The sequence below is a fragment of the Vibrio sp. Vb1554 genome, from assembly GCF_033344235.1.
The window spans coordinates 44,194-66,689 of sequence record NZ_JAWPOJ010000021.1 but is presented as its reverse complement, the minus strand read 5'-3'; the positions used below and the strand labels follow the sequence as shown (position 1 = coordinate 66,689).

Annotated in this window: 20 protein-coding genes; 19 read left to right on the top strand and 1 reads right to left on the bottom strand. The window is 48.3% G+C overall.

Going from position 1 to position 22,496, the window contains the following annotated elements; genetic code table 11:
* Positions 1–7 precede the first annotated feature (7 nt).
* The 4 genes from mobH to R8N28_RS17040 are packed head-to-tail and all read left to right on the top strand — an operon-like array spanning position 8 to position 5,219.
* On the top strand, positions 8–2,158 hold the full coding sequence (gene mobH / locus R8N28_RS17055) for a MobH family relaxase (RefSeq protein ID WP_226083520.1): 2,151 nt from the start codon (positions 8–10) through the stop codon (positions 2,156–2,158).
* Between the two features lie 48 nt (positions 2,159–2,206).
* Positions 2,207–4,027, top strand: a complete 1,821-nt coding sequence (traD, locus tag R8N28_RS17050; protein WP_193285820.1) for a conjugative transfer system coupling protein TraD — start codon at positions 2,207–2,209, stop codon at positions 4,025–4,027.
* Positions 4,028–4,036: 9 nt separating this feature from the next.
* Entirely contained in the window at positions 4,037–4,597 is a 561-nt protein-coding gene (locus tag R8N28_RS17045) for a hypothetical protein (protein ID WP_025611032.1), read from the top strand.
* On the top strand, positions 4,584–5,219 hold the full coding sequence (locus tag R8N28_RS17040) for a DUF4400 domain-containing protein (RefSeq protein WP_025611033.1): 636 nt from the start codon (positions 4,584–4,586) through the stop codon (positions 5,217–5,219). The genes R8N28_RS17045 and R8N28_RS17040 overlap by 14 nt, the downstream gene beginning before the upstream one ends.
* A gap of 26 nt (positions 5,220–5,245) precedes the next feature.
* Here R8N28_RS17040 and R8N28_RS17035 read toward each other — a convergent pair whose 3' ends face one another.
* On the bottom strand, positions 5,246–5,833 hold the full coding sequence (locus tag R8N28_RS17035; RefSeq protein ID WP_193285819.1) for a plasmid-related protein: 588 nt from the start codon (positions 5,831–5,833) through the stop codon (positions 5,246–5,248).
* 288 nt (positions 5,834–6,121) lie between these two features.
* On the opposite strand from R8N28_RS17035, the gene traL reads away from it, so the two are divergent.
* The 15 genes from traL to traN all read left to right on the top strand — a co-directional run bounded on the left by traL (position 6,122) and on the right by traN (position 22,072).
* Entirely contained in the window at positions 6,122–6,403 is a 282-nt protein-coding gene (traL, locus tag R8N28_RS17030) for a type IV conjugative transfer system protein TraL (RefSeq protein WP_000433891.1), read from the top strand.
* Positions 6,400–7,026, top strand: coding sequence for a TraE/TraK family type IV conjugative transfer system protein (locus tag R8N28_RS17025; protein ID WP_000667170.1), 627 nt, complete (start codon positions 6,400–6,402; stop codon positions 7,024–7,026). The genes traL and R8N28_RS17025 overlap by 4 nt, the downstream gene beginning before the upstream one ends.
* Complete coding sequence (locus tag R8N28_RS17020; protein ID WP_193285829.1) at positions 7,010–7,906, top strand: type-F conjugative transfer system secretin TraK; 897 nt, start codon at positions 7,010–7,012, stop codon at positions 7,904–7,906. The genes R8N28_RS17025 and R8N28_RS17020 overlap by 17 nt, the downstream gene beginning before the upstream one ends.
* Before the next feature lie 2 nt (positions 7,907–7,908).
* A complete protein-coding gene (locus tag R8N28_RS17015; protein WP_226083517.1) occupies positions 7,909–9,198 on the top strand; it encodes a TraB/VirB10 family protein in 1,290 nt (429 codons plus the stop codon).
* A gap of 74 nt (positions 9,199–9,272) precedes the next feature.
* Positions 9,273–9,845: a type IV conjugative transfer system lipoprotein TraV gene (gene traV / locus R8N28_RS17010; RefSeq protein ID WP_148039504.1), complete on the top strand. Its 573-nt coding sequence runs from the start codon at positions 9,273–9,275 to the stop codon at positions 9,843–9,845.
* A complete protein-coding gene (gene traA / locus R8N28_RS17005; RefSeq protein ID WP_000180225.1) occupies positions 9,842–10,228 on the top strand; it encodes a TraA family conjugative transfer protein in 387 nt (128 codons plus the stop codon). Before traV ends, traA begins: the two co-directional genes overlap by 4 nt.
* Before the next feature lie 220 nt (positions 10,229–10,448).
* Positions 10,449–11,240: a type IV toxin-antitoxin system AbiEi family antitoxin gene (locus tag R8N28_RS17000; RefSeq protein ID WP_001896349.1), complete on the top strand. Its 792-nt coding sequence runs from the start codon at positions 10,449–10,451 to the stop codon at positions 11,238–11,240.
* On the top strand, positions 11,233–12,171 hold the full coding sequence (locus R8N28_RS16995; protein WP_193285815.1) for a nucleotidyl transferase AbiEii/AbiGii toxin family protein: 939 nt from the start codon (positions 11,233–11,235) through the stop codon (positions 12,169–12,171). The genes R8N28_RS17000 and R8N28_RS16995 overlap by 8 nt, the downstream gene beginning before the upstream one ends.
* Positions 12,172–12,302: 131 nt before the next feature.
* The gene (locus tag R8N28_RS16990; protein WP_024008832.1) at positions 12,303–12,995 is read left to right on the top strand and encodes a DsbC family protein; all 693 of its coding nucleotides are present in this window, start codon (positions 12,303–12,305) and stop codon (positions 12,993–12,995) included.
* Positions 12,995–15,394, top strand: a complete 2,400-nt coding sequence (gene traC, locus R8N28_RS16985; protein WP_193285813.1) for a type IV secretion system protein TraC — start codon at positions 12,995–12,997, stop codon at positions 15,392–15,394. Before R8N28_RS16990 ends, traC begins: the two co-directional genes overlap by 1 nt.
* The gene (locus tag R8N28_RS16980; protein ID WP_193285811.1) at positions 15,387–15,734 is read left to right on the top strand and encodes a plasmid-related protein; all 348 of its coding nucleotides are present in this window, start codon (positions 15,387–15,389) and stop codon (positions 15,732–15,734) included. The genes traC and R8N28_RS16980 overlap by 8 nt, the downstream gene beginning before the upstream one ends.
* The gene (locus R8N28_RS16975; protein ID WP_188708039.1) at positions 15,718–16,230 is read left to right on the top strand and encodes a S26 family signal peptidase; all 513 of its coding nucleotides are present in this window, start codon (positions 15,718–15,720) and stop codon (positions 16,228–16,230) included. Before R8N28_RS16980 ends, R8N28_RS16975 begins: the two co-directional genes overlap by 17 nt.
* Before the next feature lie 10 nt (positions 16,231–16,240).
* The gene (locus R8N28_RS16970) at positions 16,241–17,365 is read left to right on the top strand and encodes a TrbC family F-type conjugative pilus assembly protein (RefSeq protein WP_193285827.1); all 1,125 of its coding nucleotides are present in this window, start codon (positions 16,241–16,243) and stop codon (positions 17,363–17,365) included.
* The gene (locus tag R8N28_RS16965; RefSeq protein ID WP_193285809.1) at positions 17,349–18,377 is read left to right on the top strand and encodes a TraU family protein; all 1,029 of its coding nucleotides are present in this window, start codon (positions 17,349–17,351) and stop codon (positions 18,375–18,377) included. The genes R8N28_RS16970 and R8N28_RS16965 overlap by 17 nt, the downstream gene beginning before the upstream one ends.
* A 2-nt stretch (positions 18,378–18,379) precedes the next feature.
* The gene (gene traN / locus R8N28_RS16960) at positions 18,380–22,072 is read left to right on the top strand and encodes a conjugal transfer protein TraN (RefSeq protein ID WP_226083516.1); all 3,693 of its coding nucleotides are present in this window, start codon (positions 18,380–18,382) and stop codon (positions 22,070–22,072) included.
* The last annotated feature ends 424 nt before the right edge of the window (positions 22,073–22,496 follow it).

Here is a 22,496-nt window from a genome sequence, read left to right as displayed (position 1 = left end):
GTTCACTATGTTCAAACACCTATTTTTTCAAGCCAAAGCATTACCAGAGCTGTCATCTCAACTGGATACAGACATTCCACGCTATCCGCCATTCTTGAAGGGATTGCCAGCTGCGTCACCCGAGGATTTGCAGTCCACACAAGACGAGCTAATTGCCAAACTGCGCCAAGTACTTGGCTTTAACCAGCGTGACTTTCAAAAGCTGATCCAGCCCTGCATTGATCATCTGGCTGCTTATGTTCATTTGTTGCCGGCTTCTGAGCATCATCATCACAGTGGTGCGGGTGGTTTATTACGTCATTCGTTGGAAGTTGCTTTCTGGGCGGCACAAGCAGCTGAAGGGATCATCTTTGTTGCCAGTGGCATACCGGTTGAGAAAAAAGAGCTTGAACCAAGGTGGCGTGTCGCGGCGGCTCTTGGCGGTTTGTTCCATGATATTGGTAAGCCCGTTTCAGATCTGTCCATCACAGACGAAGATGGACGCTATCAGTGGAACCCGTTTTTAGAAACCTTATCTCAGTGGACCACTAATAACAGCATTGAACGCTATTTCATTCGCTGGCGCGACGGACGGTGCAAGCGGCACGAGCAATTCTCAATTCTGGTGTTAAACCGGGTGATGACACCTGAGTTGCTCGCCTGGTTAACCCAACCGGGCCCTGAAATTTTGCAAGCCATGCTGGAGGCAATTGGCAATACCGATCCAGAGCATGTCCTGTCTAAACTGGTCATTGAAGCCGACCAAACCAGTGTACAGCGAGACCTGAAGGCTCAACGCATTTCCGTTGACGACAATGCCCTTGGTGTTCCAGTTGAACGCTATCTACTTGATGCCATGAGGCGATTGCTTGCCAGTTCCCAGTGGTTAGTCAATCAGCGAGACGCCAGAGTCTGGGTACGAAAATCGAATCAATCAACCAATCTTTACCTGGTTTGGAAAAGCGCGGCTAAGGACATCATTGAGCTATTGGCCAAAGACAAGATACCTGGCATCCCAAGAGACCCCGATACCCTTGCGGACATCCTTATTGAGCGAGGATTGGCCACTAAATCCGTCTCAAATGAGCGATATGAAAGTCTTGCCCCTGAAGTGCTGATCAAAGACGACAAGCCAATCTGGTTACCCATGCTTCATATATCTGAGGCCGATTTATTGTTCAGCTCGAATGTACCAAGTAGCGTGAGACTGTTTAGCAAATCTGAGTGGGAAGCAACACAGCAAACACAAGCAGAGCCTCAGAGTCGTTCCAGAGAGCAGCCAGGCTTGTCTGAAGCGTCATCATCAATCGAACATAGCAATTCGGCTAAGTCGCCATCGACAAAACCGTCCGAACAAGATGATGAACTTCGTCATGCCAGTGATGTTAATCACCTTCAGGCAAATGAAAATGCTCCAGCTGATGGATGTGAAAAGCCTAACAATTCATATGATGGCGCTATCTCAAATAACGTAAACCAGCACGATGCAGAAGCATTGAATCTGCCTGAATCTTTGGCATGGCTCCCAGAGGCCAGTAGCGCGCTGGTTGTGGTTGGTGAACAGATACTGATCCGCTATCCCGATGCCGTAAGACCTTGGTGTGCTCCCCGAAAACTGCTTGCTGAACTCAGTCGATTAGATTGGCTTGAACTAGATCCCGCAAACCCGACACGTAAGGCTAGAACTATTACTACGAAAGATGGCGTTCAGGAGCAAGGGTTGCTGCTGAAAATATCGATTTCTAAAGGGCTTACTGCACTGATTGACCTTCCCAAACAAGACGCAGAACCGGCGGCAGCAATTCAGAACGAAGAGGCTTCACCGCGACCGAGTCGAACTGAGACAACCAATGCCCAAGCAAAAGAACCCGCCACAAGAACGGAGCGAAAGCAAAAGCCGATTGCGGCCAATGCGAACTCAAGTACCGACCCCAAACACGCGCAGCGGCAACAGATGGTTAATTTTGTGAAAGATTTGCCCATCTTACTGACCGATGGTGATTACCCAGACGTGGATCATAGTGCCGATGGTATTCGCGTCACGATTCAAACCTTACGCCAAGTCGCCAATGAGCATGGTATTCCAGCCGGACAGCTGCTTCGGGGGATCTCGGCCAGTGACCAATGCCAGTTTGATGAGGGGGAAACGGTTCTGTTTACCGCTCACGCTAAGCGTTAATCCATTTGAAATTAATCGGATTGCAAACGGTTATTTTGCGGAGCATGAATGAAAGAAAACGCATATGAGATGCCCTGGCGCACGAACTATGAAGCCATGGCAGCAGCTGGTTGGCTGGTTGGAGCCACTGGGGCGATTGCCGCAGAAATGCTGACAGAGTTACCGCCCGAACCATTTTGGTGGATGACAGGGATTTCCTCGGGCATGGCGTTGTATCGCCTTCCTGAGGCTTATCGCCTTTATAAGTTGCAGATGGGGCTAAAAGGCAAACCATTGGCATTTATGGCGCTGTCGCATTTGCAAAAGGTGATGGCAAAACATCCTGATGAATTGTGGTTAGGGTATGGCTTTGAGTGGGACCAACGTCATGCCCAACGTGCTTATGAAATCTTAAAGCGGGATAAGCAAACCTTGCTTAACCAAGGTCACGGCAGACAAATGGGTTCAACCTGGATTCATGGTGTTGAGCCCAAAGAAGAAGATGTGTACCAGCCAGTTGGTCACACTGAGGGGCATACATTAATTGTCGGTACGACCGGTGCCGGAAAAACCCGATGCTTTGATGCGATGATCACTCAGGCCATTTTGCGTAATGAAGCCGTGATTATTATTGACCCTAAGGGAGACAAGGAACTTAAGGATAATGCACAGCGAGCCTGTATTGCCGCCGGTAGTCCTGAGCGCTTTGTGTATTTTCATCCGGGTTTTCCTGAGCATTCTGTACGTCTTAATCCTCTTAGAAACTTTAACCGTGGCACTGAAATTGCCAGCCGAATTGCGGCCTTAATCCCATCCGAAACCGGTGCTGATCCATTTAAAGCCTTTGGCCAAATGGCACTGAATAACATCGTGCAAGGTTTGTTGCTTACTTCACAACGTCCTGATCTGAAAACACTGAGACGATTCTTGGAAGGTGGCCCAGAAGGTTTGGTAGTAAAAGCCGTCACGGCTTGGGGTGAGCAGGTATATCCGAACTTTAGTGTGGAGATTAAGCGCTTTACCGAAAAGGCCAATACCTTGGCAAAACAAGCCATGGCGATGCTGCTTTTTTATTACGAACGCATTCAGCCCGTTGCCGCCAATACCGATTTGGAAGGGCTATTGAGTATGTTTGAGCATGACAGAACCCACTATTCCAAGATGGTGGCTTCACTGATGCCGGTGCTCAATATGCTCACCTCAAGTGAATTAGGCCCACTGTTATCACCGATTGCAAACGATGTGGATGACAGCCGGTTAATTACGGATTCTGGTCGAATTATCAACAATGCCCAAGTGGCGTATATCGGCTTGGATTCATTAACCGACGCCATGGTTGGCAGCGCCATTGGTTCGTTGCTTTTATCGGATCTCACTGCTGTGGCCGGTGACCGCTATAACTATGGTGTTGAAAATCGTCCCGTAAATATCTTCATCGATGAGGCGGCTGAAGTCGTCAACGATCCCTTCATTCAACTTCTCAACAAAGGCCGTGGCGCAAAAATGCGTTGTGTGATTGCTACTCAGACCTTTGCTGATTTTTCAGCTCGTACAGGCAGCGAAGCTAAGGCCCGTCAGGTGTTAGGTAACATCAACAACCTGATAGCTCTTCGGGTGATGGATGCCGAAACGCAGCAGTACATTACCGACAATCTGCCTAAGACTCGGTTGCAGTACATCATGCAAACTCAAGGTATGTCGTCCAACTCGGACAGCCCCGCGTTGTTTACCGGCAATCATGGCGAACGCTTGATGGAGGAAGAAGGCGATATGTTTCCACCGCAGTTATTAGGCCAGCTTCCCAACCTGGAGTACATCGCCAAGCTTTCAGGTGGCCGCGTGATCAAAGGCCGCATTCCTATTTTAACCAGCTCTACACAGGCAGCATAAGGAGTCTGTATGCATCATTCTGTCTGTCTGAAAATGACAACACTTACCAGTAAAGAAATGCTCGCTCAGTGGCAGCAACATAACCCCCAGTTCAAGGAAACCTTAAGACTGCTTGAAACCGACTGGCCTCATGCTTTGGCCTCGGTGTATTGCTTGGCGGACTACTTAACGGATGCGTTCACGTTAGATGGCCATTCCATCTTTGATTTGTGTCTGTGTAATGGCTTGGGCAGTTATGAAGAAGTCAGTTGTGATGATGACAGTGTACGCCTGTGGCATTTCATTGAGGCACTGACCTGGACTGCCGCCAGTGCTTTAACGGGGATTCGCCTGCGTGATCCTGACCATTTCGAGTGGGCCGCCGTGGATGGTGTGTATTTCTACTCCTGGATTCGTAATCGTCCAAATCGAATGGGGTATCTGGCTGAAGGACGCATCGATGTGCGTTATGTCAGTGGCCATACGACGACAAAGCGGCTTCAACAAGTGATTAAAGCCCGGATTATGACGCCAACCGTTGCAGCCATGCTGGCGCGAGTAGAAGAGGATGTTTGGCATGAGCAAGCATAAGTCGGTTTGGCTGCTGTGTCTGGCACTGATGCTGGAGATTATTGCCATTGGCGTGTTAGTGCCCGGTGATTGGACTGGCCGGGTTATTAATAAAGAGAAGCAGATGATTCAAAACCAATTGGGCGCACAAACAAGCTATTGGATTGGTCAAACTAGCCATGGCTGGTATCAGTCATGGATTGTGGATACACAGATGGAGCAATCTGTGCGTGATTTTCTAATCCCCACTGAAGAGCAACGACTGCGCTCTAAAGGGATGGAGAACATGGGAGGCTTTTGGTTTGTGTGGGTAGAAGACCGTATTCAGGCATTTTTTGATGTGTTGTACCAAGTGTTCACTCGATTTGCTTTGCTGATGGTCTGGTTGCCCTTTGCGCTTATTCTCATGTTACCGGCGCTGTGGGACGGCTTGATGACCTGGAAGATTAAGAAGACAACCTTTGATTTTTCGAGCCCAATCATTCACCGCTACAGCATGATTATCCTGGGCTCAGGTGTCATTTTGCTGTTTATGGGATTGTTCGCCCCGCTGGCTATTCCACCGGTGGTGTTACCGTCGCTGATCATCGGTTTGGCATTGATGGCGGGGTTGGCGTTAAGTCACTTGCAGAAGAAGATATGAGGCCAGTTAGGCCTCATCTTGTAGAGCTAAAACCTGACGCCTACGGTATTGCCATTCTCGTCTTCCGCTGGCAAATGATAAGTATCAATAAGGTGACCTTGAAGCCAAATATATTGCGGCATCCAAAACGAGTACTGTCGTATAAGAGTCAATACTTCTTTTAACGGTTTGTTTGCATGAGACTCGGCTAGGCGAAAGTACATGAATGAGCAATCATCTCGAAAATACTCATAAAGCTCTGAATCCGATAGCGTTTCTTTTAGTGGCCTGTTTTGCTCATCTTCCTCATCAGGGGAATTGGCATAAATTTCAAATAGCTGCTTTTCAGTGAGCATTTCCAAGAAGTGGTCTTCAATTAAGACCCCATCACTGGTATCGACATCCATACCATCTTTGACATCAAAAGCCATGATACATCCAGAAGATAACGCCACTTCTGATGGTTTAAGTAAGTCATTAGCTTGCACAACTTGATGCCAATGATTAAAACCAGCAGATACTGCAACTTCATCAAGTGCTTGAGTGTGTGTAATGGGTTTTTCACGTTTAAGCTTTCGTGCTTTTTGCTTTAAACGTTCAACCGTGGCAGAGGAAATGATTTTAGTAATTTGCATTGAGTTTCTCCTATTAGCGAATACGGTGCCCACTGCCGAGGTCGCAGAAAAAACCTAAGCAAAAAATAAATTTGATTTGCATGTCGTCCCGTCCGGGTTTGCTAAAGTGGGCAGCTGGTCTCGACACGACCAATATCCTCATCATATCAACCGCATCAAAAAGATCAATTGTTAGTATTGTCTGAATAGAACCCTCAAAACATTCAAGAATTCGGCATCTAGCTGACCACTGAACCTGCCAATCCCAAGGCATTCTTCACTTCTCAATTCAAACAACGAGGAGTGACTATGGAACCTGTGAGTATTCCATCCTATATCGATGACCCGCCGCACTTCCTGCTTTGGAGTGCCGATGAGATGGCTCCCATTCTGTTGGGGCTAGTGATCGGCATTTTTACCGGTAATGCCTTGGTTTTATGCCTGTTGGGGTTGGTGACAACCAAGCTCTATCGGCGTTTTCGTGATGGTCGCCCTGATGGTTTTATTCTTCACGCCATCTACTGGGCTGGGCTGTTGCCAACCAAAGCCAAGACGATCCCTAACCCATTTATCAGGAGCTATCTGCCGTGAAGTTCGACGTGTTTTTAAAATCATGGCAAGGCACGCAATTAGAGAACCGATGGCAACGGTTTCTGATTGCAGTGCTGGTGCTATCTAACTTGCTGCTTGCGGTTGCGGCATTTTCTCGCAATACCGTGGTAGCCATTCAACCACCAACTTTGTCTGAAACGGCTGAAGTGTCACGAAACCAGGCCACTCAGCCTTACCTTGAATCCTGGGGACTCTACCTGGCTGAGCTTATGGGCAACGTGACGCCGGGTAATGTGTCTTTCATCCGAGTTGCTATCGAGCCGCTGCTTTCTCCAGCGGTGTACCAGCAAGTGGTCGATGCACTGGAGATTCAGGCAAGGCAAATCCGCGAAGACCGAGTCACGCTCAAATTCCAACCCAGACAAGTGGAGTATGAATATGAAACCGGCCATGTCTTTGTGACCGGTTATTCCTTGGTCTCTGGGCCATCTGGAGATGAACAGCGCCAAACTCGCACCTATGAGTTTGACATCGATATTGAGCAATACCGTCCAAAGCTCAGTTGGATGGATACGTATGAGGGGCAAGCTAGAACGAAGCGAGTTCGTGAAAAGTTGACCCAAGAGCAAAACCGGAGGGTGAATGATGCGAACCAAAATTAGTCGATGGATAACACCAAGCTTAATCGCAATGAGCTTAAGTGGCGTCCTATTATCTCAAGCGTCGTATGCAGACGTGGAATTGCCGATTGTGCCTGCCAGTGTAATGAAGCAGTCTGCTACTGCAAATCCACCGACTCAAACCAATACGGCTTCAACGGATGTGCCAACAACGCTGCTGATGACACCGGGTGTTAATGAGCTGATCCCTGTAGGTATTGGTCATCTGAACCGGATTGTGACGCCGTTTGAATCGCCTCAGGTGAGAACAACCAGTGATGCTCAGACGCAAATAAAGGGGAATGTTGTATATGTGGCCACGGACAAAGAATCACCGGTTTCACTTTACATCACTCCGCCTGGTCAGGAAGCGCCCGCATTATCTGTCACCTTAGTACCTCGTCGTATTCCACCGCGTGAAATCACCTTAGCTATTGATGGTCAGCAGTGGCCTATTAAGGGCGTCGTGAACCGAAAAGCCGCCACTTGGGAAACGGCTCAGCCATACGTCGATAGCTTACGTGATTTACTCAGACGCCTTGCACTAAATGAGTTACCACAAGGCCATGACATCCGTTTAGCTGGCCAAACTGACACAAGCCCGAAATGTTTTCAGCCGGGCTTAAATTTTGGTTTTAAGCAGGGGCAAATTGTGACGGGACATTACTTCACCGTCTATGTAGGACTGGTTGAAAGCTTTGCCGATGAGCCGATAGAAGCCAGTGAAATAGCCTGTCATGCACCAGATATAGTGGCAAGCGCCTACTGGCCTCGCAATATCTTGTTGCCGGGTGAAAAGACTGAGTTGTATGTGGTTGTTCGCAATCATCGTGAAGAAGCGGTGGAAAGTCAGCGACCTTCGCTTCTTGTGGGAGGTGAATAACGATGAAAGCACAATGGGAACAAATGAGCCCGAACATGAAGCGGGGCCTATCGGTTGCCGGTATTGCTGGTGGTCTCATCTTTATGGTGATGGTGTTTTCACCTACTCCTGACGATGGCTCAAGCAGTCGGAACCGACAGGAAACGATCCGGCACATTCTTACGGATACCAATACTCGTGATGTTGGGGTCGATAGTTTGGCTGCGAACGTAAAACTACTCAGTGAGCGCAATGAACAGTTACGTCGTGAAGTTGAGCGCTTGCGTCGTGACGTCGATTCAGGACGGCTAAGCCCAGGTTCGCCTTCTATACCAAGTGAGGTCAATGCGGAGTTGGCTCGCCTTCGAGCGGAACTTGATGATGTTCGCGCTGGAGGTGATGCAGCAGTTGAAGGCACAAATAGCCGTTTCGACGTGCCTTTATCTGCCATGGAATTGCCTAAAGAAGAAAAGCCTCTGCCGTCTAACCCAGACGACTATTTTGCCAATGCGCCGCTGCCTGATCCGCTCTATCAGCAGCCAGCCAATGGCCAAGGCACACGAGCACGAGATGTTCCATTGCCGCCAATCACGATTCGTATGATTGAGCCTGAAGTGGTTGCTGAACCAGAGGTTGTTGTGCAAGAAGCGCCGCCTTTGTACCTACCGGCAGGCAGCATCATCTCGGGTACTTTGATCACGGGTTTGGATGCTCCTACTCACGAGTCCGCAAGACGCGAACCTTTTCCTGCATTGCTGAGGATTCAAAAGGAAGCCATTTTACCTAACCGATTTAGAGCGGATATCAAAGAGTGTTTCTTGATCGCCGCAGGTTACGGTGATTTGAGCTCTGAGCGTGCCTATTTGCGAGGCGAGACCATTTCATGTGTGAGAGAAGATGGTGGCGTCATTGAAACGCGACTGGATTCTTATGCCGTGGGTGAAGACGGCAAAGCCGGTATTCGTGGCCGATTAGTGTCGAAACAAGGCCAACTGGTGGCCAAATCAATGATGGCCGGATTCCTTCAGGGCTTGGCAGGCGCATTTGATGTGAATCCTGTTCCGACGATTCAGACGGGTAATGCCGGTGATACTCAGCTTTACCAGCAAGTCATGAGCCAAGAAGCATTACAAGGTGCTGCGATTAAAGGCACCGGTAAAGCATTGGATCGAGTGGCCAAGTTCTATTTGGACATGGCTGAAAATATGTTCCCAGTCATAGAGGTAGACGCTGCCAGGAAAATTGAAGTCATAGTCACTCGTGGTGCCTCGTTGTCGTTGGCCACTTCGCAAGGGGGAGGTGCAAGAAGATGAAAAAATCCTGCATGTTGCTAACCGATCGAAGTCCGTTTCAGACAATAAGATGTGTATCCAGAGGAGAGTTAACCATGACGACATCAATGCAGAACAACCCAAAGCACCATTCAAAACAGTGGTCTAAAGCTGGATTACTTTTATTGGCAGTCGGCTCAACCTTATTGTCTGGCTGTAGTTCATTGGGTCTTGGGAGTAGTGAATATGGATGTCCAGGTATGCCTGACGGTGTGCGCTGTTTATCCGCTCGTGAAGTCTATGAGCTTACAAGTAATGGGGCTGCACCCAAGACGATTGATGCTGTGGCGACTCGAATTGGTTCTCCCTCTGGGTATTCACAATCTGATTTAGAGACAGGACTGCTGAGCCATCCAGCATTACCTGAGACGCAGCAATCTGCACCTCTTCGCATTCCTTCAAGAGTGATGCGAATTTGGATTGCGCCTTGGGAGGATGACCGTGGAGATCTGAATTTATCCAGCTACGTGTTTACCGAAATTGAACCGCGCCGGTGGGATATTGGGGTGTCAGCACCTCGAACGGTTTCGCCAGTGCTACGTCCACTTCAGACTCAAAGCGATTCTGCCTCAGCGGGAGCTGATGGTAAGCGCGATAACTTGAGTATCTACGGAGAAACTAACGAATGACAAATGCAGTTCGCACCATTCAAACTCAGCGCCTAATGACCATTGGTGCGCTTGGTTTGATGGCGTTAATGATTTCGGAGCCCTCATTTGCGGGCACCGGCGGTGATGCTTTCACTGATGTGTGGGATACCCTAAAAGATTGGACCCAAGGTACTTTGGGACGGATCGTAGCGGGAGCCATGGTTCTGGTGGGTATTGTGGGCGGTATCGCTCGCCAAAGCTTGATGGCTTTCGCTCTGGGCATTGGTGGCGGTATGGGTCTCTACAACACACCAACAGTCGTTGAAAGTGTTATGTCTGCAACCTTACCTGTCGTTGCCAGCACTCAAGAAGTCATTGGCACAACCGTTCCAGCAATCAGCGCCGTTTTACTGGGCACCTGAATGTGAGCCATAGTAGTCAGTTCACTTAAGGCAATCAAACTTAGGTCTACACAACATCGGGTTATTGGTGATGTTGGGTAGACTTTTTCATTTCAACAACGCCACATTAGCGATCTTGGTTTACAGTATTAGGTATATTAACACCTAAAGTGTTAAAATCCCTATCGTAATAAACTAAATGGTTTATACTGTTCGTGATATTCACACTTGGGGTGTTAAAATGTCATCTAAGATAAACTGGCTTGTTGCTCATACTTCTCCTGGTGCGCTAGTACTTCAGCAATGGCTGACTGAAAACGGTGTGAGCTACTCGTTGGCTCAAAAGTACGCGCAGAACGGTTGGCTAAAGAAGCTTAGTTCTGGTGTGTACTATCGTCCAAATGCGCAGGGCGATATAAAGCCAACTTGGGTTGATGCCATTCAAGCATTGGATGTGCAATTGGGCGTTTCAGTTCATTTGGCTGGATTGAGCAGCTTAACTCACCAGGGACTGAGTCACTATTTACAGCTGAACAAAGAGCAAGTTTGGATTTGCGTTAAAAACAAGTCGTCCTTACCGAAATGGTTTCGTGAATTCCCTTATCAGAATTGGTTTTACTGTGGAAACCATAAGCTTGAAGTGAATCCCGAGAAAGATTTGAAAAGGATCACGGTTAAAGAGAAAGAACTCACTGTCAGCTGTGCAGAACTTGCTGCCTATGAAGTGGTAGATGCGATTGGAAAGCTGATTTCATTTGAGCATGTCGCAGAATTATTTCAGGGTTTAGTCAATCTTAGCCCTAGAAAAGTACAAGATATTCTTGAACGAAGCAGCTCTGTTCAGGCAAACCGAATATTTCTATTTCTGGGTCGATACTACGATCACCAGTGGGTCAATCGCATAGATGAAACAAGAATTAAATTGGGGGCAGGAAAGCGGCAGGTTGTCGAAAAAGGACGTTTTGATGAGCGATATCAAATCACAGTGCCAGAGATATTAAGCGTCAAAAAAGGTGAACAACATAATGGATAAAGATAGCCCATATTACAAACAGGTTTCTTTGCTCATAAGAATGCTGCCTGTGGTAGCAACAGAGACGGTTTTTGCACTTAAAGGTGGCACCGCCATTAATTTATTTGTGAGAGATTTTCCTCGGTTATCTGTAGATATTGATCTTGCTTATCTTCCACTTGAACCAAGAGATGAGGCTTTGATTAATGTCAGGGCTGCATTGCAACGGATTACAGACAGAATCAATACTCAACCAGATATCCGAGCGGCATTTCAGGATAATAAAGCTGATGAACTGAGAATAGTTGTATCAAGTCAGGTTGCGACGATCAAAATTGAAGTGTCGCCCGTCGCCAGAGGTACATTGCATAGTGCAGAAATAATGCCAGTTCAAGAGTCTGTTGAAGACGAGTTTGGTTATGCTGAGATTCAGGTAGTCAGTCTTCCCGATCTGTATGGTGGGAAATTGTGTGCTGCAATGGATCGCCAACATCCTCGCGACTTATTTGATGTGCGTATGTTACTTGGTAGTGAAGGGATTTCGAGAGAGATTTTGGTGGGTTTTTTAACCTATACATTAAGTCACCCTCGGCCTATTAATGAAGTCATGTCGCCAAACTGGCAGCCTCTGAATGAGAAATTTCAGGCAGAATTTGACGGAATGACTTTTGAAAAAGTTGAATGCGAAGACTTAGCCTCTGTTAGGCCCATGATGTTAATTGAACTTCAAAAACATTTCACAGAAAGGGATCATGCTTTCCTTATGTCATTCAAAAGAGGGCAACCTGACTGGGCATTGTTTGACTATCCTAATGCAGCAGACTTGCCAGCGATTCGTTGGAAGTTGCAGAACATTAACAAATTGGCAAAGAATCAAGCAAAACATCAAGAGCAATTAGATAAATTGAAGCAAGTGCTTGATGATTGGCTTGTTAACGCAAACGCCGAGTAATTCGTTTATAACAAACCTAAACGAGCTATAAGCCCCCTAGTTAGATTGCGATTTCTTCAATCTATCTAACCGAGTCCACATAGGACAACTGCATAGACTGGAGCCTCGATTTACATTAACGAGGACTCCTCATGCGAAAACTATCTCCAATTATTCTGGCGCTTGCGCTGTCTCCTTTGGTTCAAGCTGAACCTGTGTCTGAAGTGTCGCCCGTTGGCAAAATTGACGGCATGGTTTCTTTGCCGGTCACCGGTATGAAAGCGGTCGAAAGCAATGGCCGTATTGTTTTCATGTCAGACAGTGGCCGGTTCGTCATTGATGGCACGCTCTATGATGCCTGGTCGAAAAAGCCGCTTACCAGCCTTGAAGAAATTCGTGAAGCGGGTAACACGCTGGACTTAAGTCGTCTTGGCTTAAAAATGGATGATTTGAATCCACTGACGCTGGGTGAAGGCAAAAAGAAAGTGGTGGTCTTTGTTGATCCCCGGTGTCCGCATTGCCATGAGCTTTTGAAACAAGCCCTACCGCTAACCAAGGAATACACCTTCCAAATTCTCCCTGTGCCAGTGCTTGGTCCTGATTCAGAGCGTCAGGTTCGCCAGCTTGGCTGTGCGCGTGACAAGAAAGCGGCCGCCGATGCATTGCTCAATGGCCGGATTGGTAACCTAGAGCAGGATGATGCCTGCAACTTAGAGCCAATGCAGCGTACCTTGGTGACGGCTCAAATTCTTGGAATTCAAGGTGTGCCTTTCATCGTCGCCAATGATGGTCGCATCAGCCGAGGCCGTCCTTATGATCTTTCTGCTTGGTTGGAGGGGCGTTAATGAAAGCCTCTCTGTATTCAGGGCAACGCGCTTCTGAGCTATTGCCAGTATTGGCCTATTCAGACGATGAGCAACTTTTTTTCATGGAAGACCAGAGTGTTGGCTTTGGTTTTCTATGTGACCCATTGCCGGGTGGTGATGAGTCTGTTGCAGACAGGGTTAATGTTCTTCTCAATAACGACTGGCCAAAAGACACTTTGCTGCAATTTGGCCTGTACGCATCCCCTGATATTCAAACCGACCTTCAGCGCATGATGGGCTTACGGCATCGTCAATCCGATCCATTGCTTAGGGCGTCGATACGCAAACGTGCGGATTTCCTCGAAGGGGGCACGGTTCAACCGATAGAAGAATCGACCCAGACTCAGGTACGCAACTTTCAACTGATCGTCACCTGCAAATTGCCTTTGGAAAGTCCTATTCCGACGGAGCGTGAGTTGAGTCGAGCATCCGCGCTTCGAGCTTCTTTCTCGCAAGCGCTGGCAACGGTTGGTTTTCGCGTCACTGAGATGACTGACCGAAATTGGCTCGCAGCATTAAGTGCGCAGCTTAACTGGGGAAAAGATGCTTCCTGGCGCAATCCATCACCAATCCGCAGTGAGGCTGATAAACCACTTCGAGAGCAAGTGTTGGATTATGACCGAGCTATCAAGGTGGATAGCCAAGGTCTGATGTTGGGTGATTACCGAGTTAAAACCTTATCGTTTAAGCGCTTGCCTGAGCGGATCTGGTTTGGTCATGCCGCAAGTTTTGCGGGCGATATGATGACGGGCAGTCGCGGTTTACGCGGCAGCTTTTTGCTAAATGTCACCATTCACTTTCCCTCAGCTGAGGCGATGCGATCTCGGTTAGAGACGAAGCGTCAATGGGCGGTCAATCAGGCCTATGGCCCGATGCTCAAGTTTGTGCCGGTGCTTGCAGCCAAGAAAAAGGGGTTTGATGTTCTTTTTGAAGCTTTGCAAGAAGGTGATCGTCCTATTCGGGCAAATATGACCTTAACGCTGTTTTCCCCGACGGAAGAGGCGTCCATCAGCTCTGTTTCAAATGCTCGAACTTATTTCAAAGAGCTCGGATTTGAGCTGATGGAAGACAAGTACTTCTGTTTGCCCATTTTCCTGAATGCCTTGCCATTTGGTGCTGACCGCCAGGCGATGAACGACTTGTTTCGATTCAAGACCATGGCGACACGGCATGTCATCCCTCTGTTGCCTTTATTTGCGGATTGGAAAGGCACGGGCACGCCAGTGATTAACTTTGTTTCCCGTAATGGTCAGATCATGAGTGTGTCCCTTTATGACTCGGGCAGTAATTACAACTGTTGCATCGCGGCGCAATCGGGGTCGGGCAAGTCTTTCCTGGTGAACGAAATCATCTCCTCCTACTTATCTGAAGGCGGGCAATGCTGGGTGATTGATGTTGGCCGCTCTTATGAAAAGCTGTGTGAAGTTTATGACGGAGAGTTCTTACAGTTCGGGCGGGATAGTGGCATTTGCTTAAACCCGTTTGAAATCGTTGAGGACTATGACGAAGAAGCGGATGTACTGGTTGGATTATTGGCCGCAATGGCCGCGCCTACGCAGTCATTAACTGATTTTCAGATGGCCAACCTAAAGCGTCAGACCCGTGAACTGTGGGAGAAAAAAGGTCGTGCCATGTTGGTTGATGATGTGGCAGAGGCTTTAAAAAATCATGAAGACCGACGTGTGCAGGACGTGGGTGAGCAGCTCTATCCGTTTACGACACAGGGCGAATATGGCCGTTTCTTTAATGGCCACAACAATATTCGCTTCAAAAACCGTTTCACCGTTCTGGAGTTAGAAGAGCTCAAGGGACGCAAGCACCTGCAACAAGTGGTGTTGCTTCAGCTTATCTACCAAATCCAACAAGAGATGTACTTAGGTGAGCGTGATCGTCGCAAGATTGTGTTCATTGACGAAGCCTGGGATCTGCTGACTCAAGGTGATGTCGGTAAGTTCATCGAGACGGGTTACCGTCGATTTCGAAAATATGGCGGCAGTGCTGTAACGGTAACGCAGTCGGTCAACGATTTGTATGACAGCCCTACAGGTAAAGCCATCGCTGAAAACTCGGCCAATATGTACCTGCTTGGTCAAAAAGCTGAAACCATCAACGCGCTCAAAAAAGAAGGCCGCTTGCCACTAGGTGAAGGCGGTTATGAGTACCTAAAAACGGTTCATACCGTCACGGGTGTCTATTCCGAAATTTTCTTTATTACCGAAATGGGTACCGGGATTGGCCGCCTCATTGTCGATCCGTTTCACAAGCTGTTGTACTCGTCCCGTGCAGAAGATGTAAACGCGATTAAACAGTTAACGCGCAAAGGCCTTTCTGTTGCTGATGCCATCTCTCAGTTGTTGAAGGAGCGAGGCTATGAATAAGACCACGCTTTGGCCATTTATGGCCTCTATTACTTTGTCTATTGCTGGTAGCGGTTTAATGACCAGCTGGCTCTTAATGAAAACACTCGAACCCATCCACAGCCAGTTGGCGTTAAGTACGCCCATTGCAGTCGTCGATTTTGGGGAGGCGGTGTTGTCACTGGGCCCCAATGCCAGCGAACAAGACATCGAATCCAGGTTGCTTCAGACCAATCAGCAAATTGAAAAGTTAAAAGCAGCCGGTTTTATCGTGCTGGATGCCCAAGCGGTGGTGGGTGCTGATGATTCCGTATTTGTGCCAGCAGGCTCAAAGGAGGTGTCTCATGCAGATACTCCGTAAAAGAATGCCTTGGCGGCCATATCTCATTCGGTTGACCGTTCTTGCGTTAATCATGGCCTTGGTAGGCACCTACGCCATGATGCGCTACCGAATAGGTATTGATACCCAGCAAGAGCGCTGCCTGCCTGATACCACGGTGTATCTGATTGACCTATGGAATAAAGAGCCCGTTAAGGATGGTTTGTATGCCTTCCACTCAAAAGGACTTGCTCCGTTATATAACGACGGTACTCGTATGCTGAAACGCCTAACAGGGATGCCTGGGGATGAAGTCAATGTGACGCCTGAGCATGTGCTGGTGAACGGTGCTGAAGTCTCTACCGGCATGGCATTAGCCCAGCGTCTTGGTGTGGCGGAATCACAATTTAGCCGCTCATTGACGCTGCAAGAAAACGAATATTGGTTTTCCGGTGAGGCTGCAACAAGTTTCGACTCCCGCTATTGGAATGCCGTTAAGCGCGAGCAGATTGTCGGTCGCGCTTGGCCGCTTTGGTAGGAGGTGGATGATGAGAAGACTATGCCTCTTATTTTTGTTGGTTGCTCCATTGGCTTGGGTTCAAGTTTCCTGGGCACAAGAGCCTTATCCGTTGTCTGATGAGGACAAAAAGATCGTTGAAATGAGCCGCAGCATTTTACAAAGTGCTGTGGATGGTTCATCTGAATTTATCGAGCCTTTTTCACCGATTGAACAACCTGCGTCGCTCAAACATAACGATGAATGGTTGATTTTTGCGTCGTCTTCACTGGGAGATTCCTCACTGAAGCAGCTATTTAAAGAGGCCAGTGCTACCGGCGCTATTGTGTTGTTTCGGGGAATTCCTGAAGGAAAGACCTTGGGGGCGGCTATCCGTGATTGGCATACGCTGATGACGGGGCTTGATCCTGTTCCTCAGGTTCGAATCGATCCGAAAGCCTTTGTGCACTGGCGGGTGACTAGCGTGCCTGCTATTTTCCGCATAGAAGATGACAAGGTGACTGCAAGTGCACTAGGGGTTTACAGCAAGGACTGGTTGCAGCGTCAAATTGAAACAGGCAATACCGGTTCATTGGGTCAACGCGGTCCTATTCATTCGATTTTAGAACCGGATTTGGTGCAAGTAGCGATGCAGCGTTTACAGTCGATTGACTTGGGCGCGTTAAAGAAAAAAGCCATTGAGCGTTTCTGGTCTCGCCAAACATTTACTGAGTTACCCAAAGCCACGCAGTATCGGATAAGAACGGTTGATCCAACCATCGTCATGCAGCGGCCACTATTGGATGCCAATGGCCGAACATTGATCCCAGCAGGAACGCGTATTAACCCGCTAAAAGCCTTGCCATTTACTCAGCAGCTCGTGGTGTTTAATGCGTCGAACGCTGAAGAAGTGGACGCAGTAGCGCATTGGCTTGAGGGCCAAGATAGGACGCTGCGCCGCATTACGCTTATCACCACGCAGCTCGACCGTGCTCAAGGTTGGAATCGCCTCAATGCGATCGAAAAGACATTGGACAGTCCGGTTTATCTTCTCAATGCCTCGCTAAAGCAGCGCTTTGATTTGCAAGTCACCCCATCGTTTGTTCAAGCAAAGGGGCTCGCGTTTGAAATAGAAGAAATTCCAGCAAAGGAGCTTGTTCATGAAAAAGCTCAATAATACGTATCGTCTGATGCGGACTCTCGTTGTCATGTTTGCCCTAAGCGCATTTATTCCTGCAAAAGCCGAATTGACTTGCCCAGACGCGGGGTTATTGTCCGGCAAGTTGCTGACGGATGTTTGCTGGTCATGCATTTTTCCTATCCGGGTTGCCGGTCTTCCTCTTGGCTCTGGCAATGTCCCAAGCGGCGCATCAAACAAGTCATTTTGCTTATGTGAAGACAACTTAGGTGTGCCAAGGCCAGGTATTGTTACCAGCATGTGGGAGCCAGCGCGTTTGATTGAACTGGTCAGAACGCCAGGTTGTTCGCCTTCCCTGGGAGGGATTCGTTTACCGTTAGGTGATAGACGACTGCAAGGTGGTCATGGCGAGGGTGAATACGATACCGGTGATCTTGCTTTCTACCATTACCATTATTACGCCTTTCCGCTTTTGGTCATGCTCGATTTGTTCATGGATGGCAATTGCAATGCTGATGGTTACATGGACTTTGACTTGATGTATTTGTCGGAATTGGACCCAACATGGCTTAACGATGAACTGGCCTTTTTTACTCAGCCTGAAGCGGCTGCTGTTGCTAATCCATTGGCTATTTCGGCTTGTACCGCTGACGCTGCTTCATCAACGCTTGGTAAACCCATCGATCAGTTGTTTTGGTGTGCTGGCAGTTGGGGCCATCTCTACCCGTTATCTGGCCACACCTTAGCCTTTGGCTCATTAGCAGAAAACACCAGCCATTTAGCGGCGCGTGCAATCGCGGCTCAACACAGGCGTGGTCTTGCTAGGCGAACAATGGGGAACAGTGCGCTATGCCGACCTGTTATCGAACCCATGCTGCCGAAATCCCAATACAAGATGAGTATGTTCTTCCCTGTACCGGAAACTGAAAGTGCGCATGTCATCGGTGAAAGCACCATGAAATGGGGAGAGTGGCGAACGATCCCCGGTGCCGGTGAAGATGCGCTCTACATTTTGTGGCGCTGGCAAGACTGCTGTAACTCGGGAGGTTAACCATGAAACCAACACTTTTTACCCGAGTTTTAGCGGGTATTTTATCAATCACTATGGCGTGCCTGCCCTTACATGGTGTGGCCGCTGATGTGCAGCGCCAATCCGGCCTAAGCGGACAACAAGAAGGTAAGCAATTGCTGCAAAACTGGACGATGCCCGCACTCAATGGCAATACATTGTCGGTGCCGAATGGCAGTGGTAATGAGTCCATTAACTTGCAAGAGCTTTTCCCTGGTATGGATCAGGGCTCATTGGATGTCTTAACGGGCGTTTATGGCTCTGATGCCAGCATGAATCAATTGGGGACACAGCGCCAAGAGAGCATGGCATCCGAAAGTGGCGCTACGGGTGAAGCATTTCGTTCGCTACAGCAAATCAAAGACAGGTCTCGGCCAGATATGGTCAATGATCCGCTTTGGGCATTAACTGATGCGGTTCAAACTGACCCCAATCTATTAACCCAAAGCTTCCCCGGCTGTGAGTCTCAAGGTGAAGGCAGCCCAAATTACCAGCAATGTGACAGGCTCAATACAGCGGTTAACAGCTGCACTATTACTCACGATTACACGGCAGGCATTATTGAGCATGTTTCTGGACCGATGAACCTTCGCTCTTGTGGTGAGGGGTGTCTTGAAGTTTGGATTGGACGAGTTGGCGACAACTACTGGAGTGGCCGTTGTAAAGTGTTTGAACAGGCCATCACACTCAAAGTCGTGAACCCCGATGCGATTACCTCAGCCGTTCTTGAATACGCCAAATGGGATGACTACATGCAAGTTTGGCTTGGCGATCAGAAAGTCTGGTCTGGGCCGAACAATAACTTTCCACCAGAAACGTCAGGTCGCTGCGAGCTCAGTACCAGTTGGGAGCGCAATCCAAATACCGATCTCACTGCCAGGCTAAAAGCGGTAGAACCCGGTTTAGAAGTGCCGGTAAAAATTCGCGTATCGGTTACGGGTAGTGGTGAGGGGTATGCACGCATCAAGGTGCGCTTTGATCCAACCAAGGTGGTGATGAATGATAGTTGGTCGCCACAATCCTGTATCGAACAAGCAGCGGATATCCCGACGAAGTTTTCAGACTACAGCATTCAATGCACGGATCAGCCTTCTTCAACCAACGGATGTACGGTGGTCAATGGTGTTTCAGTTTGTGAATCCTACTTTGCCCCTAGCCCTGTGGCTGGCATATCGCCTTTGTGTCGGCGTGTACAAGTCAGTGTGGATGATGAAAGCTATAAGGGGATTGAAAATCAGGCCTGCCAAGTGCTTGAAGCGAATCCTTCCTGTGGATTCATGTCGTCAGAATGTGCCGAGACCAATGATAAAGGTGAATGCATTCGTTTTACCGATACCTATGACTGTGGATTGCAAACCAGCGATCCAAAGTGTGTGGTATCTAACCTTATGCCAAGTAGTTTTGAGGCCTGTGAGCCTACTCAGACGATTACGCCATTTACTGAAACCAAGCATGTACCGGATTACCAGGTGTGCGAGAAGATCAGCACGCTTACTGAGTGTCAGTTAGAACGACGTGTATCCGCTGAAACTCATCAACAAAGCTGGTCTATTGAGCGTGGTTGCTTTAGCTCTGAAACGCTCAGCTTTGTTCCACAGCACAGCAGTACTATGCAAACTGGAAACGCGACGCTGAGAATTTTTGATAATCAAAATACTGAGATAAAAATTACCGAGTCGCCATCCAAGGCAAATGGTTGGAAAACGACACTCTCACTGACGGGCAATAAGGAAACGGTGACTGAGACGAAACCGTCCATTAAATACCCTGAAATGACGTGTCCAAAAGGAACCTTGGTTGGTTCATTGTGTAAAGTCGCCAATGGGTCGATTATTTCGTGGCATGAACCTCAGGAAGTTACTCGTTCCAGATGTGAATCCGGCTGGAACAAAGTCGATTTCGATACTTGCAGCCGAGAAGTTCAGAAGTGTTTGGCTCCTGCGAAACTGAGCGCTTCATTGACCTTCTCTGGCAAGTACTTAGAACAGGACGTTGTTCATCAATCAAGTGATCCGGGCATAGACCAATGCTTGATGCAAACGGATCAGTTTACTGCCGTGCAGTGGCAGTGTTTGGATACGGGCACAAAACGAATCGACGGGTTAACGGTTGGTAGTGGCGAGTTGGCCAATCTTGGGAGCCTTTATCCAGCGGTTGTTTCGTCTCCTGTTCATTTAACCAGTCGCGGCAGCTCTGATGGACTGGGACTCTCATGCTGGAGGGCAAGAGCGACCTACAATGCTTCGACTGCTCATCCAGAGTTCAACATGGGCAGCTCAGATAGCTGGGTAGATGCCAATGGTAATACACAAACCATCGTCAATAACGGACAAAACACGACCACCAATACGTGTGCCGCGCTGGAGCAAAACCTGGCCTGCCAGTACGTCAGAACCGAATGCACTGAAGGCGGGGCTGGTCATGAAGGCTTCTGCTATATCCAAAGTTTGGTGTATGACTGCGGACAAAGCGTTGAAGTGCAAAATGCACGAATGGAAACTCAATACAACTGTGAGGGGCCAGTTCGCTGTATGGGCACAGATTGTTTAGAGCCAGAGTCAATCAAGCAGGCTAACTTTGCAGAAGCCGCAGCGATGCTTAATGCGGCGCAGTTTATGACCAATGATATGTCATGTACGGGAGCTGATGGCCAAGATAACGTCGAGTGTACGGTCTTTAAAGGTAATGCTGGCCAGTGCAAAAAAGCCGTTGGTGGCATAGTGGATTGCTGTGAAAAGCCAAGTGGCGTGTCGTTATCGGATTACATCACGATGATAGTGGCGGTTAACAAGCTTGATACGGCAGTCATGGCCATGAATCCGTCTTCGGCAATCTATGGTTCGTGGAATACGCTCAGGGAACCAATCACCAGTACCTGGAGTGCGGTTAAAGAGCCTTTTGTGTCTGCATGGGACTCTCTCATGGGGGCTGGGCCATCAACGGCTGCTGGCGCGGGAGCGGAGCAAGCTGCGACTGGCTATATGCAGGTGTTGACCAACAAAACGGCTGAGTGGGTAGGCTCTACGTTTGGTTCGGGGGCGCAATCGGCACTGTTTAGTAACGTTGGTGGTGCGGTTGGAGCCGATGGTGTCGTTTCGGGTGGTAACTTTGCCCTGGGGGGCGCTGCGGGCGCGGTTCTGAGTACGGTTATGACGGCCTACATGATTTATTCAGTCACTATGATCCTCATTCAGCTTATCTGGAAATGTGAGCAGAGCGAGTTTGAAATGAACGCCAAGCGGGTATTGAAGAGTTGCCACTATGTAGGCTCTTACTGCAAGTCTAAGTTCTTAGGTGCCTGTGTTGAAAAACGGCAGTCATATTGCTGTTTTACTTCGCCACTTTCACGGATCATTCAAGAACAAGTACGTCCTCAATTGGGCCTTGGTTGGGGCAGTGCCAAGTCACCAAACTGTGAAGGTTTGACCGCGAGTCAGTTAAACCAGGTAGATTGGAGCCAAGTCAATCTCGATGAATGGATAGGTATCTTGTCGATAACAGGCAACCTACCCGAAGTACCGTCACTGGATCTGGAACGACTCACAGGCTCAGGAAATACGCTAAACGTGGATGGGAACCGTCAAAGTGCCTCAGATAGAGCCATTGAACGGCTAAACGGAATTGATGCCCAGAAACTTCGCCAGGAGGCAACGGAAGAAATTTCGGGGAATAATTGAGCACGTCCTTCTAAAATAGCTGCGCCAATAATGTTCCATATTGGTTACTTTAATGTGTTTTTCCGCTTTAAAGTAACCATTTTTGCACTTTGTGATCACAGATAGAACATATTTCAGCTAACGCGCTTTTGCCCCAAAACAAGTCTAGTCGAGCGTCGCAAATGAGCGATCAGCGGACGGTGAAAAATGTTCAGCTGATACCGTTTTTATATCCAAAATCAACAAACTTCCCCCATATTCAGGTAAATGAGCAATTTGCGCATTTTTGTCCTTAGACCACGTCATTAACTTTCAAATATTTTCATAGCTAGCAAAAGGTTAGCTAATTTGATAAAAACGTATGAACCAGAAAAGTGAGCTATTACGTGGTAGAAATATGCGCGATTTGCACACTATTAAATTGTTGAACTAAGCCGCTGCGCGG